Annotated in this window: 15 protein-coding genes; 1 reads left to right on the top strand and 14 read right to left on the bottom strand. The window is 63.7% G+C overall.

Features of this window, described 5'->3' with window-relative positions; translation table 11 throughout:
* Positions 1 to 343: 343 nt before the first annotated feature.
* The 4 genes from ACE3PP_RS03130 to ACE3PP_RS03115 are packed head-to-tail and all read right to left on the bottom strand — an operon-like array spanning position 344 to position 3,981.
* Positions 344 to 1,093, bottom strand: coding sequence for a hypothetical protein (locus ACE3PP_RS03130; RefSeq protein WP_374377847.1), 750 nt, complete (start codon positions 1,091 to 1,093; stop codon positions 344 to 346).
* A gap of 24 nt (positions 1,094 to 1,117) precedes the next feature.
* Complete coding sequence (locus ACE3PP_RS03125; RefSeq protein ID WP_374377845.1) at positions 1,118 to 2,569, bottom strand: phenylacetate--CoA ligase family protein; 1,452 nt, start codon at positions 2,567 to 2,569, stop codon at positions 1,118 to 1,120.
* Positions 2,570 to 2,577: 8 nt separating this feature from the next.
* Positions 2,578 to 3,297 (bottom strand): hypothetical protein, encoded by a 720-nt coding sequence (locus ACE3PP_RS03120; protein WP_374377843.1) that lies wholly within the window; start codon positions 3,295 to 3,297, stop codon positions 2,578 to 2,580.
* Positions 3,298 to 3,300: 3 nt separating this feature from the next.
* Positions 3,301 to 3,981, bottom strand: a complete 681-nt coding sequence (locus ACE3PP_RS03115; protein ID WP_374377841.1) for a DUF1345 domain-containing protein — start codon at positions 3,979 to 3,981, stop codon at positions 3,301 to 3,303.
* Positions 3,982 to 4,194: 213 nt separating this feature from the next.
* On the opposite strand from ACE3PP_RS03115, the gene ACE3PP_RS03110 reads away from it, so the two are divergent.
* Positions 4,195 to 7,692, top strand: coding sequence for an indolepyruvate ferredoxin oxidoreductase family protein (locus ACE3PP_RS03110; protein ID WP_374377839.1), 3,498 nt, complete (start codon positions 4,195 to 4,197; stop codon positions 7,690 to 7,692).
* Positions 7,693 to 7,725: 33 nt separating this feature from the next.
* Here the strand turns inward: ACE3PP_RS03110 and ACE3PP_RS03105 are convergent, their stop codons facing one another.
* From ACE3PP_RS03105 to ACE3PP_RS03060, 10 genes are all read right to left on the bottom strand, one after another.
* Entirely contained in the window at positions 7,726 to 8,172 is a 447-nt protein-coding gene (locus ACE3PP_RS03105; RefSeq protein WP_374377837.1) for a periplasmic heavy metal sensor, read from the bottom strand.
* On the bottom strand, positions 8,172 to 8,471 hold the full coding sequence (locus tag ACE3PP_RS03100; protein ID WP_374377835.1) for a hypothetical protein: 300 nt from the start codon (positions 8,469 to 8,471) through the stop codon (positions 8,172 to 8,174). The genes ACE3PP_RS03105 and ACE3PP_RS03100 overlap by 1 nt, the downstream gene beginning before the upstream one ends.
* Positions 8,468 to 9,058, bottom strand: a complete 591-nt coding sequence (locus ACE3PP_RS03095) for an RNA polymerase sigma factor (RefSeq protein WP_374377833.1) — start codon at positions 9,056 to 9,058, stop codon at positions 8,468 to 8,470. The genes ACE3PP_RS03100 and ACE3PP_RS03095 overlap by 4 nt, the downstream gene beginning before the upstream one ends.
* A gap of 107 nt (positions 9,059 to 9,165) precedes the next feature.
* Positions 9,166 to 9,801: an EF-hand domain-containing protein gene (locus tag ACE3PP_RS03090; protein ID WP_374377832.1), complete on the bottom strand. Its 636-nt coding sequence runs from the start codon at positions 9,799 to 9,801 to the stop codon at positions 9,166 to 9,168.
* 122 nt (positions 9,802 to 9,923) lie between these two features.
* A complete protein-coding gene (locus ACE3PP_RS03085) occupies positions 9,924 to 10,280 on the bottom strand; it encodes a hypothetical protein (RefSeq protein ID WP_374377830.1) in 357 nt (118 codons plus the stop codon).
* Positions 10,277 to 11,236 carry an acetyl-CoA carboxylase carboxyltransferase subunit alpha gene (locus ACE3PP_RS03080; RefSeq protein ID WP_374377828.1) on the bottom strand — a complete coding sequence of 320 codons (960 nt, stop codon included), beginning with the start codon at positions 11,234 to 11,236 and terminating at the stop codon, positions 10,277 to 10,279. The genes ACE3PP_RS03085 and ACE3PP_RS03080 overlap by 4 nt, the downstream gene beginning before the upstream one ends.
* Before the next feature lie 31 nt (positions 11,237 to 11,267).
* Entirely contained in the window at positions 11,268 to 12,248 is a 981-nt protein-coding gene (locus ACE3PP_RS03075) for a CoA ester lyase (protein WP_374377826.1), read from the bottom strand.
* A 117-nt stretch (positions 12,249 to 12,365) separates the two neighbouring features.
* Complete coding sequence (xerD, locus tag ACE3PP_RS03070) at positions 12,366 to 13,304, bottom strand: site-specific tyrosine recombinase XerD (RefSeq protein WP_374377825.1); 939 nt, start codon at positions 13,302 to 13,304, stop codon at positions 12,366 to 12,368.
* An 11-nt stretch (positions 13,305 to 13,315) separates the two neighbouring features.
* Entirely contained in the window at positions 13,316 to 15,214 is a 1,899-nt protein-coding gene (locus ACE3PP_RS03065; protein WP_374377823.1) for a hypothetical protein, read from the bottom strand.
* Positions 15,192 to 15,335, bottom strand: a complete 144-nt coding sequence (locus ACE3PP_RS03060; protein WP_374377821.1) for a hypothetical protein — start codon at positions 15,333 to 15,335, stop codon at positions 15,192 to 15,194. Before ACE3PP_RS03060 ends, ACE3PP_RS03065 begins: the two co-directional genes overlap by 23 nt.
* Between the last annotated feature and the right edge of the window lie 151 nt (positions 15,336 to 15,486).

Genomic DNA, 15,486 nt, shown 5'->3' with positions numbered 1-15,486 from the left:
TGACGTGGATGGCTTCCTGCCATCCAGGAGGGGAACCCGGTCACCGCATCGGGTCCGGCGGGGGCTGGCTTAACCGCCGCAACCCTGGGGGAGCGTCCTGTGACCCGGGACTCGCGGAGGATCGCTCACCCGCTGATCCGGAGGATCGGGCCTTGTGGCCGCCGACCAAGCCTGCCCCTCTCAACCAGGGGCGGATGCTTTCGGCCTGCGTCCATCGCTGGACTTGCGCCGAGGGACAACCGAGCGGCTCCGGATGGGGAGCCAGGGTGATATGTGCACAGCTCTATTAGTACCAGACTCCTAGTTCATTGTCAAGAACAATTTAGGAACAAAGTGCCTCGCCCTAGCGTTCGATCACACTCCTGCGTCTTTTGGTCGTGATCGCCGGGGCCTTCGCCGGGCGCGTGCCGAGATCGCCAGAGCCGCGTGGGCGACCGGATCTGGTTTCGTCATGGAATCGGATGGCATCGGCGAGTGCCGTCGGCAGGGCAACCGGGTCTTGCAGGCGACCGGACCGCAGCGATGCCAGCAGATCATTGAGCCAGGCCGTGAGCATTGCAGCGAACGCCGCCTTGTCTTTGAAGGATTGCGCAAAGATGCCGCTGTCGAAGGAGAGCAATGCCTCCCTGGCGCGTTGATCCGGATTGCGGGACGCGGCACCGTCGCGCTCCGCCATCACCAGCCAGTATTTGATCGATCCGTGCTTGGTCTTGCGAATCCGCTCGATGCAATCGAACCGATGAATGTCAGCCCATTTGACGGTCTTCGCTTTCCAGGTAAGGCGCCGGACCAGCCCCTCCTCCCGGATGGAGAGATGATCGAACGGGCTGCCGGGCAGGAAGCGCCCCGCGAAGAACACGAACATTGCCGCGCCGGTGCAGAACATGAAAAGCGGCACGATGAAAAAGAGAATGATGGCGGGATCGTTCTTGATGTTGCCCAGGCCTTGAAAGGCCATCGGCACCATCTGTGAAGATATGAAGATCAGTATCCCCAACCAGACCAGCATGAAGAGAGCGCCAAAAATCGCCGCCTGCCGGCTCGGCACGAGGCGAATGGGCAGATTTATCTTGCGTTGGTCACCCTGCTCCAAGGTCCTCTCCCTGATTGAAGCGTTTCACCGGCTGTAACGGTGTTTGACACCGACCGGGAAATAGTCCGGATGCCCCTGGGGATAGAGCGTCACCACAGGGCGCTGCAAATCGGTGGGTACGTAGTTGGCGAACTCGCTGTTGAGGTCGCGCAAGGTGGCTAGCACGCTCTCCGCAATGAGATCCGAGATTGTCTCCTCTGCCGTGACGCCCTGCGCGAGTTCGACGGCCAGCGTAAAGGCTGGCTTGTCGCCGAGGCCCTCTTTCACTTCCATCACGAATTTGCCGGTGACGAAGCCGCGCACCGCGGGCTGTTCGAGGCCGAGACTTACTGTCTCCGGGAAAATGTTGGCGCCGAAATAGGAGATCGTGAAATTGGCGCGTCCGAAGACCCAGACGAAGGGCTGGCGGCGAAAGGCCTCCGGCGCCACGAAGCCCGCCTTCGCCAGGCGCGCCAGCATCACGTCGCAGGCCATGACGCCGCCCCGGTCGGCGATGTGATAGCGGATGAGCGGCACGCCATTGTCGCCGCTGAAGGCGAGCGTGCCGTCCACTATCTCGAAATAGCGATTGGCCGGATCATATTGGCAAAGGGTCGGCAAGCGCGTGTCGCCGAATATTTCCAGCGCCAGATCGGGATGCTTCGAGAGGAACCGGCGCACGGCAACCGAGAGCGGCGTCTCCTGCGCCAGCACCCCGGCATCGGCGGTGCCGTTGAGGGAGGCGGCAAAATGGACGATGTCCTCGACTCCCGCCCGCTCGGCCATCAATTCGCGCCAGGTCTCGCTGAAGACCTCGCCGGCCAGCACCAGGCGTGGGTGGAAGCGGCCCCAATCGACCCCGCGCGCCCGGCCGAAATCGATCACTTCCTTCAAGAAAGGCGGATAGCCCAGCAGGATCGTCTGCTCGAAATCCGGCCCCAGCTTCTCGACAATGCGGACGATCTCGTCCGGCTTGTTGCCGGGGGTGGCGATCATCAGCCGATAACCCTTTTCGGCCAGCGCGCGCAGGCAGAAGGTCGTAAACATGCCGCCGACCCAGGTGCCCATCGCGAAGCAGACAACGGCGAGTGTCCGTTTTTCGTGCGCCTTGAACATGTCGCGGAAGACCTGTTCGAAGCGGACGGCAATCGGATATTCGTCCGCCGCCGAGCGCGGCCAGAAGGTCGGCTCCCCCGTTGACCCCGAAGAGACCGCGTAGAAATCGCAGCGCGCCCGATCGCCGCCGAAGACCAATTCATCCTGCGAGAAGCGGCGTACGTAATTCGCCTTGTCGAGGAGCGGCAGGCGCGCAAAATCGGCCGGCGTCGCAATGCCGGCGACATCAATGCCCTGCTCTTTCAAGAGCTGCCGATAGGCCGGGACGTCGGCCACAACGCGCAAGAGCAGCCCACGCGCGGCAGAAAAGCCGTCGCCGCTTTCACCCGGCGCCAGCAATGTCCCAAGATCATTTTCCAGAAAATCCTGTCTCGCGTTCATTTTGTGTCCTAGCGATATCTTTGAACGGTCTTGTTGCCATCAGCCGATTTCAACTGCCGCTCGTTTTTGGTATCTACCGCTGCTGCAATGGCATTGGGTTTCAAAAATGCCGGCAAGTTCACGCGGTCCGGTGAGTCGGCCCGGCGCTGCTCATACGACACTTGTTGCAGCCAGGCAGCCATTTCCACCGCGCGCTGCTTTTTGTTCGCAAACAGTGGCAACAAGGGATCCGTGTCGAAGACCAGATTGCCAGCCTTCAGTCGACGTTTCTCGGGAAGCACGAGGCCTGGAGGAAGATTATCGCCCACGATGCGCCACCAACTATGGGAGCCGACTTTGATCTCGATCGCCGCGAATTGCGTCACGGCTGACCATGACACACGTTTCCGACGCCAGAGTCTGCGAAAGGTCAGCCCGTGCTTGTCCATTTCCAAGAACCAGAGGGGGCTTCGCGGGAGTAGCTTGAGAACGCAGCCTATCCAACCAAAGAAAAAGGCTATCAACTCGAGCACATGATACCAATCGAAATGCGTCTTGGCTGACTGGCCACCCAAAATCTGCTCAGGAGCGAATTGGATCAAAGCAAAAACCGGCAGGAACAACAGGACGAGGATTGTCAGCAGCCATTGTCGACTGGGCCGAGGAACAAGCCGCAGGGGGAGCTTCAGAAGCGCCGACGGCACGGTTTTGGCGGGCAAAGTCAGATTGTTGGGGGTTGTTGGGCGCATAGGTCAGATCAAGCTGGCGGCGATGCCGACACTGAGCGCCAGGATCACGGTGTTGAGGAAAAAGCTGACGATGCCGTGGGCCGTCACCAGATGGCGCATCTCGCGCCCCGGGATGGTGACGTCGGAGACCTGGCATGTCATGGCGACGACGGCGGCGAAATAGATGAAGTCCCAATAGTCGGGCGCCTGGCCGCCGGGAAAGTCGAGCCCGCCCGCATTCTTGCCGCCTTCACCTTCATTGTAGAATTCGTGCGCGTAGTGGATCGCGAACAAGGTGTGGACGAGGAACCAGGACAGCACGATCGAGACGGCGCCGGTCGCGAGATAGAGCGGCTCGAGCGGGCCGCTCACCACCTTTGCCTGAGCGAGCACGCGGGCCGCGGCAAAGAGGCTGAACCCCGCCGCCAGCACGGTGAGGATGACGATCTCACCCAGGCTGATATCAAGCTCCCGCGCGCGGCGCGTGATGCGTTCGGGGGTTGAACTGAACATCATCAAGCCGGAAAGCGTCAGATAGACCAGGATGCCTGCATCCCAGGCGATGCTTGATGAAAGAGCCGCACTCCAGCCGGACGCGGCCAGGAGTGGATAGGCGACGAGGATAACGGCCGCCCCGGCGAGAAGCCTTTGCCGCCCTTTCACGTGCGATCCGAGCCCCGTGCGCCGGCTCCGTCTTTGCGCCATGCCAACCCAGCCTTTTCTTCGCCGCGATGCAGCAACAATTCTGCTGCGCATCGGCCCTGCCGACGCGCAATTTCAAACTAGCATGGCGAGGTGCCACGACAAAATCAGTCTAACTCAGGGATGCGGGCGTAAGCGGCTGGACAAAAGGGATGAATCGGATGATCGTCCGAACCATATCAGACTTCATCCGCCAGCTGCCGGAGCCGCCGACCCGTGACCAAGCTCGCCGCCGTTTCCCTCACCGACAAATACGAGATCGACACCGGCCGCGTCTATCTCACGGGCCTTCAGGCGCTGGTCCGCCTGCCCATGATGCAGCGCCGGCGCGACGAGCGCGCGGGCCTCAGCACCGCCTGCTATGTGACCGGCTATCGCGGTTCGCCCTTGGGCGGCATCGACCAGGCGCTCGTCTCGGCAAAGCCATTTCTCGACCGGCACAACATCCACTTCCAGCCCGGCGTCAATGAGGATCTGGCGGCGACCGCCGTCTGGGGTAGCCAGCAATCCGACCTGTTCGGCGACAGCAAATATGATGGCGTCTTCGCCATGTGGTACGCCAAGGGTCCCGGCGTCGACAGGAGCGGCGACGTGCTGCGCCACGGCAACCTTGCGGGCTCGGCCAAGAATGGCGGCGTGCTGCTGCTGGCCGGCGACGACCATACCTGCAAATCATCGACCACCGCGCATCAGAGCGAATATGCCTTCATGGATGCGGGGATTCCGGTGCTTTATCCATCGGGTGTCCAGGAGATCCTCGATTACGGCCTGCATGGCTGGGCGATGTCGCGCTATTCCGGCTGCTGGGTGGCGATGAAGGTGGTGGCCGACACGGCGGAAAGCTCTGGCTCCGTCTCGCTCGACCCGGAACGTTTCCACGTCACCACACCCACCGATTTCGACATGCCGGAAGGCGGGCTCAACATCCGCCTCCCCGCCTCGCCCTTCGCGACCGCCCAGGCGCTCGAGCAGGAGATGCGGCTCCACAAGTACAAGCTCTATGCCGCCCTCGCCTATGCCAAGGCCAACAACCTCAACCGGGCGGTGATCGACGGGCCCAATCGCCGCTTCGGCATCGTCACCTGCGGCAAATCCTATCTCGACGTGCGCCAGGCACTCGACGATCTCGGCATCGATGAGGATTACGCGCGCGAGATCGGCCTTTCCGTCTACAAGGTCGGCATGACCTGGCCGCTGGAGCGCGACGGCATCCGCCAGTTCGCCGAAGGGTTGGATGAAATCCTCGTCGTCGAGGAAAAGCGGGCGCTCATCGAGAACCAGCTCAAGGAGCAGCTCTATAATTGGAGCGAGAATGTGCGCCCGCGCGTCATCGGCAAGTTCGACGAGGCGCGCGAATGGATTCTTCCCTCGGCCGATGAGCTGACGCCCGCGCGCATCGCCCGCGTCATCGCGAAACGGATCGAGCGCTACCTCACCAGCGCCCGCATCCAGGAGCGCCTGAAGTTCCTCGACGCCAAGGAAGCGGCGCTCAAGAACTTCAACCCGCCGATCAAGCGCATCGCTTACTTTTGCGCCGGCTGCCCGCATAACAGCTCGACCAAAGTGCCGGAAGGCAGTGCGGCATTGGCCGGCATCGGCTGCCATTTCATGTCGCAATGGATGGACCGCAACACGGCGACCTTCACCCACATGGGCGGCGAAGGCGCAAGCTGGGTCGGCCGGGCGCCTTTCTCGAAGACCGAGCATGTCTTCCAGAACATGGGCGACGGCACCTATTACCATTCCGGCTTGCTGGCGATCCGCGCCGCGGTCGCGGCCGGGGTCAACATCACCTTCAAGATCCTTTTCAACGATGCCGTGGCCATGACCGGCGGCCAGCCGATGGACGGGCCGCTATCGGTCGCAATGGTCGCACAGCAGGTGGCAGCCGAAGGTGTCGGCCGTGTCGCCGTGTTGAGCGACGAGCCGGAGAAGTATGGCAGCGACAGCCAGTTCCCGCACGGCACCAGCATCGACCATCGCGACCAGCTGGACGCGGTGCAGCGCGACCTGCGCGCGATGAAGGGCGTCACCGTCCTCATCTTCGACCAGACCTGTGCCGCCGAGAAGCGCCGCCGCCGCAAGCGCAAGCTGATGGTGGACCCGCCCAAGCGCGCCTTCATCAACGAACTGGTGTGCGAAGGCTGCGGCGATTGCGGCAAGGTTTCGAACTGCGTCGCCATCGCGCCCGCCGAGACGGCGTTCGGCCGTAAGCGCCAGATCGACCAGTCGAGCTGCAACAAGGATTTCTCCTGTACCGAAGGCTTCTGCCCCAGCTTCGTCACCATCCACGGCGGCAGCCTGCGCAAGCCGCGCCCGAAGCAACTGGATGTGGCGGGGTTCCCCGAACCGGTTCTGCCGGTCCTCACGCGCCCCTACAACATCGTCGTGACCGGCGTCGGCGGCACCGGCATCGTCACCATCGGCGCGCTCCTCGGCATGGCGGCCCATCTCGAGGGCAAGGGCTGCTCGGTCATGGACATGGCGGGGCTCGCGCAAAAGGGCGGCGCCGTATTCAGCCATGTGCGCCTCTCGGAGAAGCCCGGCGATATCTTCGCGACGCGCATCGCGGCGGGGAATGCCGATCTGCTGCTCGGCTGCGACATCGTCGTCTCCGCCTCGTTCGATTCACTCGCCAAGCTTGATCTCGGGCGTAGCCGCGCCATCATCAACACCCATGAGGTTGCGACCGGCGACTTCACCCGCAACGCGGACTGGGATTTCCCGGCCGGCGATCTCAAGGACATCCTGACCAAGGCGGTGGGATCGGGCGCCATCGAGTTACTCGATGCGACGCGCCTGGCGACGGCGCTGCTCGGCGATTCAATCGCCACCAACCTGTTCATGCTGGGCTTTGCCTATCAGCGCGGCCTCATCCCCGTCGGCGGCGAGGCGATCGACCAGGCGATCAAGCTCAATGCCGTCGCGGTCGAGGCCAATCGCCAGGCCTTCGCCTGGGGCCGCCAGGCGGCACTCGACATGAGATCGGTCGAAGAGACGGCGGCACCGACCCATGCAGCCGAAACCGTGCCCGCATCCTTGACCGAGATCGTCACCCATCGACGCCGGCATTTGACCGCCTATCAGAACGCGGCGCTCGCCGATCGCTATGCGCAGTTCGTCGCCAAGGTTGAGGCGGCCGAGAACAAGATTCCAGGGTCGGATGGCGCGCTCGCCCGCGCGGTCGCCTGGAACTATGCGAAGCTCCTCGCCTATAAGGACGAATATGAGGTGGCGCGCCTCTATACCGATGGCAGGTTCCTTGAGGATCTCAACGACCGGTTCGAAGGTGATTTCGAGCTCCGCTTCCATCTGGCGCCGCCGATCATGGCCAAGCGCGATCCGGTGACGGGCCATCTGAAGAAGCAGGAATTCGGCCCCCGCATGCTGTGGGCGTTCCGCATCCTCGCCGGCTTCAAGGGCCTGCGTGGAACGGCCTGGGATATTTTCGGCCGCAGCGACGAACGGCGCACTGAGCGGCAGATGATCACGGATTATGAGGAGCTCGTCACTTCCCTCATCGGCAAACTGGACAGTGGCAACCTGCCCACGGCCATTGCCCTGGCATCGTTGCCGGAACAGATCCGCGGCTTCGGCCATGTGAAGGAAGCGGCCATCGCCCGTGCCGCGTCACAGCGTGCCGCCTTGCTCGCAAAGTTCGAAACGCCGGGCGGTGGCGCGAAGGTCGCGTCGCGGCCGCAGGCTGCCGAATAGAATTTAGGGACGCAGGATTTAGGGGCGCGGGATTTAGGGGCGCGGGCCGATCGCGCGCCAGCCTTCGGCCCATTGCTTGCGCTGCTCCGGCGTCAGTTCGCCGGCAATCTGGCCGAGACCTTCCTGCGCGTGGTGCAGCAGGCGTCCCGCCGATTGTTCCAGTTCGCCGAGCGCCGCATCGAGCGCCGCCGGATCGAACGGATCGGCCGCCAGCGCGTCGGCCACCTTGAGCCGCTGGGCGCGCATTGCCTCACGCTCCTGCTTGAACTCCGGCCCACGGGCTTTCAGCTTTTCCCGGATCACGCCGCGCAGTTCCGGTGGTACCGTCGCCATCACCATGCCGCCCTTGCCGCCCTCGGGTGCACCCCAAGGGGCATGCATGTGACCGGCCACCATGCCGGCCAGAAGAAAGAGGTTGAGGCACAGCGAAAGGATGGCCCCCGCCATCAGCCATTTCGCCTTGGCGCCGGAAATGGTCATCAGAAATCCCCCAGATCGTTGCTGGCGTATAGTGCGCTCGCCAGATAGATGTCCTGCTCCTCGGACGTCGTTGCGTTGCCCCACCCCATTGCGAACCCCATCGTCAGCGACAGGATGGCGGCACTGGCCGCAACACGGGCCGGCGAGAGGAACGTCATGAACCAGCCGCCGCCACCAGCGCGCGCCGAGCGCCGCGCCAGCGCATCGACGCGCTGCGCCAATGGGGCCGGTGCCGCTTCCATGCGCAGCGACCGCCCGAGCAAGGCTTCGAACTCGTCATCCCGCAATTGTTTCGTCATGGCTGCGTTCCTTCCAGTCTGGCGCGGATATCCTTCTTGGCGCGCACCAGCAGTGATTCATAGGCCTTCACCGATATCTCCATCGCCTCGGCCGCTTCCGCGTTGCTGAGGCCCACCGTGTAGCAAAGCGCCATCGCCTCGCGCTGGCGTTCAGGCAATTGCGCCATCGCCGCGCGCACCTGCGCTTCCTGTTCCGCCGCCATCATCTGCGATTCCGCACCCGGTCCCGGGTCAGCCAGCGGCAGATCGGGATCGAGCTGTTCGTTGCGCGGCCGGCGGCGCGCGTCGATGCACAAATTCATCGTCACCCGGTAGAGCCAGGTCGAAAATTTCGCCGCACCAGGTTGCCAGCTATCGGCCTTGCGCCAGGCGCGGGTGAAGGCTTCCTGCGCCGCATCCTCGGCATCGGCGCGCGATCCGGTGATGCGCAAAGCCAGCGAGAAGATCCGCGCGAGATGACGTTCGCGCAATCTGGCAAAGGCGCTCCCGTCACCGCTGCTGACCCGCAGCAGCAACCGGTCGTCCTCGTCACCTTCGGCTGCGGCCTGATCGTTGGCCGCCATGCGTGGTGGCAGTGTGTTCGTCACGATGACTCCGCGTGTGGCGATCCCGGACCTTGGTCCGGGATCGCTGCCGGTGTCAATGATGGCCACGCTGTCGCGCATGATGCCGGCCGGTTAGCGCTCTGCCGGCATCAAGGCTGCGGCGCCGGCTCGTCCGGCATGCCCATGCCTTCCGGTGCATCGGGGCCCTTGTGTCGACGCGGCATTTCATCCTTGGTGATCTTGCCGTCCTTGTTGGCATCGAACTTGGCGAACATCTGATCGCCCTTGGCATTCCATTCTGCGAGCGAGATCTTGCCGTCCTTGTCGGTATCGACACGGGTGATGCCCGGCTTGCCGTCGTCATGCGCCGGCCGCAAGGCCGACAATTCCTCGGCCGTGACCGAGCCGTCGCCATTGGCATCGGCCTTCTCGAACTTCAGCTTGCCGGCCTTCGGCCATTCGTCGGCCGTCACCTTGCCGTCACTGTTCTTGTCGAACCGCTTCAGGAATTTCTCGCCCATGTCGCCCGGTTTCGCATCGCGCTTGGCGCGCATGGAATCGTGGAAGGCCGTCATTTCGGCTTCCGTGATAAAGCCGTCGCCATCGGCGTCGATCGCCTTGAAACGCTCGGCACCCTCCGCCCCGAACTCGGCACGGTCGATGGCGCCGTCCTTGTTGGTATCCGCCTTCTGCCACATGCCCATCTCGGCAAAAGCCGGCGCGGCGATGGCGAAAAAAAGTCCGACAGCACCACCCAACAGCATGAGACGATTGGAATTTTTCATTTACCGACACTCCGTCATGAGGGGGCTCAATTGAGCCCGTTCATGGGATTACACGTCGGTCGGGCAAAGACCCTGCGCGGGATCGTTGCGGTTAGCCGCCAGGGTAGCCAACTGAGGGGCTGTTACATTTCCCCGGCGGAGAGAACGCCATCGCCATTGGCGTCGAGGCGGGCGAAGAGATCGTTGCCGCTCTCGATGAACTCGTCGATGCTGATCTTGCCGTCGCCGTCGAGGTCCGAGCCCTCGAACAGCGTCGAATTGCCCTGGCTGCCGGCATGATCGATTTCATCATGCGACAAATAGAGATCGCCGTTGGTGTCCGCCTGGTTGAAATAGCTCATGCGGGCTGCGTCGAAATCGATCGGCGACATGCCCTGCTCGGCACCGAATTCGCTCGGAAGGAACGGATCTTCCTGCGCCAGCGCCGGACCGGCAAGAATCCCCACCAGAATGATGACAGCGAGCGACGGGCGCGTCATGCGTTGAGACCCTGACGGCCCATGTCGAGGAACTTCTGCCGGCGCTCGGCGCGCACATCGTCGCCCGACAGATTGTCGAACTTCGCGAGTGCCGCTTCGATGGCATCCCCGAGGCGCGACGCCGTCTCACCGCGCGCGCGGTGTGCGCCGCCCAGCGGTTCGGCGACGATCTCGTCGATGACGCCAAGCTGCCGGAGGTCCTCGGCGGTCAGCTTCAACGCTTCGGCGGCATCCTTGGCCTGCTCGGCACTGCGCCACAGAATCGAGGCGCAGCCTTCCGGCGAGATCACCGAATAGACCGAATGCTCAAGCATGATGATGTGATTGGCGGCGGCAAGCGCGATGGCGCCACCCGAACCACCTTCGCCGATGATGGCGGAGACGAGCGGCACTTTGATCTTGAGGCAGGTTTCGATCGAACGGGCGATCGCTTCCGCCTGCCCGCGCGCTTCAGCTTCGACACCGGGATAGGCGCCGGGCGTATCGACCAGGGTCACGACCGGCAGACCGAAGCGCTCGGCCAGTTCCATCAGGCGAATGGCCTTGCGATAGCCTTCCGGCTTGGCCATGCCGAAATTGTGGCGGACACGGCTCTGCGTATCATTGCCCTTTTCATGACCCATGATCACGACGGGTCGACCGCGGAAGCGGCCGAGCCCGCCTTGGATCGCACGGTCGTCGGCAAAGGCACGATCGCCCGCCAAGGGAACGAAGTCGGTCACCAGCGCCGCGACATAGTCGCGGAAATGGGGCCGTTCCGGATGGCGGGCGACCAATGTTTTCTGCCAGGGAGTCAGCTTGGCATAGGTTGCCTTGAGCAGTTTCTCGGTCTTGCTCTGCAACTTGGCGACCTCTTCGGCGATGTTGATGTCGCCGCCGGTAGCCACATGCTTCAGTTCGGCAATCTTGCCGTCCAGTTCAGCAATCGGCTTCTCGAATTCGAGATAGGTCGCCATTCTTGTCACTTACTCCCTTGGCCGGCGTGGATTATTTCGCGCCGGAGATCTGCTTGGCCTTCGCCAGTAGCACCTCTGCCTGCCGGATAGAAGCCAAATCGATCAGGCGGCCATCCAGCGAAACGGCGCCCTTGCCCTCTTTCTGGGCCTGGGCCATCGCTTCCATGATGCGCTCTGCTTTCTTGACCTCGGCTTCGGCCGGGCTGAAGAGTTCGTTGGCAAGCGCGACCTGCGAGGGGTGGATGGCCCACTTGCCTTCGCAGCCCAGCACGTTGGCGCGGGCACCGGCAGCCTTGTAGCCATCGGCATCGCCGAAATCGCCGAACGGACCGTCGACGGGACGCAAGCCGTTGGCGCGCGCCGCCACTACCATGCGGGCGATGGCATAGTGCCACATGTCGCCCCAATGGATGTCACGGTTGCCGGCCGCATCCTTGTCGGTGAGGACCGAATAGGCCGGATTGGCGCCGCCGATATTCGTGGTCTTCGCCTTGGTCGAGGCCGCGTAATCGGCGACACCGAAATGCAGGCTTTCATTGCGCTTCGAAGCGGCCGAGATGGCGTGGACATTCTGCATGCCGAGCGCCGTTTCGATGATCATTTCGAAACCGATGCGCTTCTTGCGGCCGACGGCGGCCTCGCACTGCGTCACCAGCATGTCGACGGCGTAGACGTCTTCCGGCGTGCCGACCTTCGGGATCATGATGAGGTCCAGGCGTTCGCCGCCCTGCTCGATCACGTCGACGACGTCGCGGTACATATAGTGCGTGTCGAGGCCGTTGATACGGACCGACATCTGCTTGGTGCCCCAGTCGATATCGTGGAGCGCCTGGATGATGTTCTTGCGGGCCTGGGCCTTGTCGTCGGGGGCGACCGCGTCTTCAAGATCGAGGAAGATGACATCGGCTGCCGATTTGGCCGCCTTTTCGAAAAGCTGCGGCTGGGAGCCGGGAACGGCGAGTTCACTGCGGTTGAGGCGCGCGGGCGCCTGGTCGACGATCTTGAAGCTCATGTTTTCACTTCCTGCCCAGATGGTTGCGAGAGTTTTTGGCCCGGGGTCCGGGCTGCTGTCAATCCTCGCCTTTGCGCTGCACAATGCCTGTGCCATCAGCGGCATTGTTTAGCTTAATTACTTCTTGGCAGCGATTTCACGCTTGCGGGATGTGGATTTAGCCAGCGGATGGTGGGTTTCGACCAGTGTCTTCAGCCGTTCCTGCTGGACATGGGTATAGATCTGGGTGGTCGCGATATCGGCGTGGCCCAGCATCTTTTGCAAGGATCGCAGATCGGCGCCGTGATCCAGCAGATGGGTTGCGAAAGCATGGCGCAGGACGTGGGGCGAAATCCGGGCGGGATCGACCCCGGCCTTGAGCGCAATCCCCTTGAGCAATTGCCCGAACCGCTGCCGGGTCAAATGCCCCTCCTTGCCGCGCGAGGGGAACAGAAAGGGCGAGTTCTGCGCGCCGCCCAGGAAGCGCGGCCGCGCCTCGAGATAGGTTGTGAGAGCCGAGCGGGCGGGCGGGTTGAGTGGCACCAGCCGTTCCTTGCCGCCCTTGCCGCGCACCGTGAGAAATGGCTGGTCGCGCATCACCACGGCGACCGGCAGGCGCACTAATTCGCTGACGCGCAGGCCGGTGGCGTAGAGGAGTTCGACCATCGCCAGTAGCCGCGCACCCTCGGCCCCATCCAGTTCATTGCAGGCCTTGATGAGGGCCGCCATTTCCTCTTCGGACAGCAATTTGGGCAAGGGCCGGCCGAGCTTCGGCGCATCGAGCGCCGCTGTCGGATCGTCACCGCGCCGGCCATCCTCGACCAGGAAGCGATAGAATTGGCGCAAGGCCGAAAGCCGCCGTGCCTGGGTGCGCGGCGACAGATCGTTGTCGGCCAATTGGCCGAGATAGGCCCTGAGGTCGGCGGTGGCAGCCTTGGCCATTGCAATGTGGCGCGCGGCCAGAAATGTCAGCAGATCTTCAAGATCGCGCCGGTAGGCCGCCAGTGTGTTGTTGGCCGCATTACGCTCGGCCGCCAGCATCTCGAAGAAAGCGCCGATGGCCGGGTCCGCGCTCACCGCGCCAACTTTCACAGGCCGGCAAGAACGGCGATTTCACGCGCGATCCGGCGCGCATCGGCTTCGAGGCCCAGATCGATGAGGCTGCGCAGAGCACTGCCGAGAATGATCGGATCGGCCGCGATCGCCTTGTCGCCGCCGATGCCGACAAGGGCCAGGGTGATTGCCTCACCTTTGCGCTTACCGGCGGCTGCCGCCACGATCTCGGCGGCGGGCGAGCCCAGCGGGATGACGGGCGAGGCCTGGAACGACCCCGCGACCGTGGAAGTCACCGGCCGGTTGAGCCCGGCCAACAGGCTGTAGAGCAGTTCGACGCGCGGATTGGCGGTGCCGCTGGCCTGGGTCCAGGCAGCGACCGGATCACCACTGCCGGGGAGACCGGCGATCTGACCGAGGAGATCGAGCCCCTCCTTCTCACCCGGCCGGCTGAAGGCACGGGTATTGGCGGCGACGGTGTTGAGCCAGTAACCGCCTTTGTCGGTTTGACCGATGACAAACATCAGCCGTGCTGCCTGCGGGGCGAAGAAGGGCATGTCCCGCGAGGGTGCGATCTGGCTCGCCAGCGGTCCATAGAGCTCCGCCTGCACCAGATAATCGCCGCGCTGCTGGGCCTTTTTGAGGGCAGCGTCGATGGCGCGTGCCTTCTGCGCCGGCATCTGGGCGCGGTAGGCCGCTTGATAGAGCTGCGCCCGCAATTCGACCGTATCGCCCATGCTGATGGCGGTCGTCGGGTCGGCGATACCGGCCGGCATCTGCAGATAAAGCTCGGAGAGCTCCTGTGCCGGGATGAGGCCGAAACGATGCGCAAGTTCGGCAGCCGCCACGCGCTCCGGCAGGGGGCGTGTCGCATCGCGGGCGATCATGACGCTGCCACCGGTTCCGACCGGCACCACCGGCGCGGCGCCGATCGCATTGGGTGCCGGCATGCCGACCGTCTTCATCAGCGCAACGTTGAGCGGGTCGGGCACAGCCACGTTCTTCGGCACGCGCTTAGTCTCGCCGTTCGCGAGGGAGGCGAGCGCGATGAAATCCTTGGTGGCCGGGTCAGGATCGTTGCGCTCACGCAGGAGATCGAGGCCGAGCGAGGCCGGATCGTTCTGCTGGCGCATGATCTGGCAGAAGATGACGGCTCGGCGGAAGAAGAGATCCGGCACCTGATTGCGCGCCATCTGCTGGTCGACCATCTGGCAGGCGCCGTTGGTATCGTTGACGAGCAACGCCTTCTCGACAGCTTCCTGCGGATCCATCGGACCGCTCTGCGGGGTCCCTTGCGTCAGCGAGATTGCGGCATCGTTGAAGCCCATCTGGTGGAGCTTGTCGGCCCTGACCGGCTTCAAGGGGTCGACCGGGCCGGAAGCGCCGGCACTGGGCGCATCGGTCAGCAGCAGGCGACGCTGCAGATCGGCCAGCGACGGCACGCTGACCGGGGCCGGCAATTTCGGGACGAGGCCCATCAGCCGCGACACTTCCGATGCCTGCCAGATATCGGCACCGAGCCCCGTCGCGGCCGAAGCCGCCGGGATGTCCGGCATCGGCTGGGTCATGATTTCAGCCGGTGCGCTGGGTTGGCCTGGGGCAGGCACGGTCTGGGCACCGGGTTCGGGCGGCGGCGGCAACGGTGTCGCCGTCGGCGCAGCGCCTGGCTGTGGCGCCGGCTGCTGCGGGGCTGGCTGCTGGGGCGCCGGTTGGACGGGCGGCAGGGGCTGCGCCTCGATCCCGCCACCACTGGCCGGTGGTGTCGTGCCGGTCGTGTTCTGCGGCAGGCCGAGCGGCGTCGGCTCGCTGGAAAGGGCGAAAGCGGTATCGTGAACCGGCCCCAAGAGGGCGGAAACGGTGCCTAGCGCCAAAAGGGCCTGTTGCAGCCCAGCGCGCGCCGATGTCGAGGGCTTATTGCAGCGAGAGCCGGTCATTCGGGATCTGCAGTTCCACCTGCTGGGTCGGTGCCGGCAGCTTGTAAGTGCCGAGAAAAACGATTCCGCCCGCGATGACGACGACAGCGATGCCGATGATGGTGAGGATTGGCTTGCTCATGTCAGGAATTTCAACCGGTTAACCATGGCCCACCGCGACGGATTCGATGCATGCGCTCGGGTCGCGGCCGGGATCGGATTCACCATGCCACAGCGCCGGATTCGAATGCTAGTTCAAATACTAATCACGAATCCTGCCCCGCGGAGATCAA

Origin of the sequence: Dongia sp., from assembly GCF_041910485.1 — a bacterium.
Classification (GTDB): domain Bacteria; phylum Pseudomonadota; class Alphaproteobacteria; order Dongiales; family Dongiaceae; genus Dongia.
Note: the sequence above shows the minus strand (reverse complement) of the source record. Positions and strands in the feature narration are given on the sequence as shown.

Bases quoted from the DNA above. Each gene is read 5' to 3' on its own strand.
- ACE3PP_RS03125 (WP_374377845.1), bottom strand. From the start codon at position 2,569: ATGAACGCGAGACAGGATTTTCTGGAAAATGATCTTGGGACATTGCTG.
- ACE3PP_RS03120 (WP_374377843.1), bottom strand. From the start codon at position 3,297: ATGCGCCCAACAACCCCCAACAATCTGACTTTGCCCGCCAAAACCGTG.
- ACE3PP_RS03115 (WP_374377841.1), bottom strand. From the start codon at position 3,981: ATGGCGCAAAGACGGAGCCGGCGCACGGGGCTCGGATCGCACGTGAAA.
- ACE3PP_RS03105 (WP_374377837.1), bottom strand. From the start codon at position 8,172: ATGACCATTTCCGGCGCCAAGGCGAAATGGCTGATGGCGGGGGCCATC.
- ACE3PP_RS03100 (WP_374377835.1), bottom strand. From the start codon at position 8,471: ATGACGAAACAATTGCGGGATGACGAGTTCGAAGCCTTGCTCGGGCGG.
- ACE3PP_RS03090 (WP_374377832.1), bottom strand. From the start codon at position 9,801: ATGAAAAATTCCAATCGTCTCATGCTGTTGGGTGGTGCTGTCGGACTT.
- ACE3PP_RS03085 (WP_374377830.1), bottom strand. From the start codon at position 10,280: ATGACGCGCCCGTCGCTCGCTGTCATCATTCTGGTGGGGATTCTTGCC.
- ACE3PP_RS03080 (WP_374377828.1), bottom strand. From the start codon at position 11,236: ATGGCGACCTATCTCGAATTCGAGAAGCCGATTGCTGAACTGGACGGC.
- ACE3PP_RS03075 (WP_374377826.1), bottom strand. From the start codon at position 12,248: ATGAGCTTCAAGATCGTCGACCAGGCGCCCGCGCGCCTCAACCGCAGT.
- ACE3PP_RS03065 (WP_374377823.1), bottom strand. From the start codon at position 15,214: ATGACCGGCTCTCGCTGCAATAAGCCCTCGACATCGGCGCGCGCTGGG.
- ACE3PP_RS03060 (WP_374377821.1), bottom strand. From the start codon at position 15,335: ATGAGCAAGCCAATCCTCACCATCATCGGCATCGCTGTCGTCGTCATC.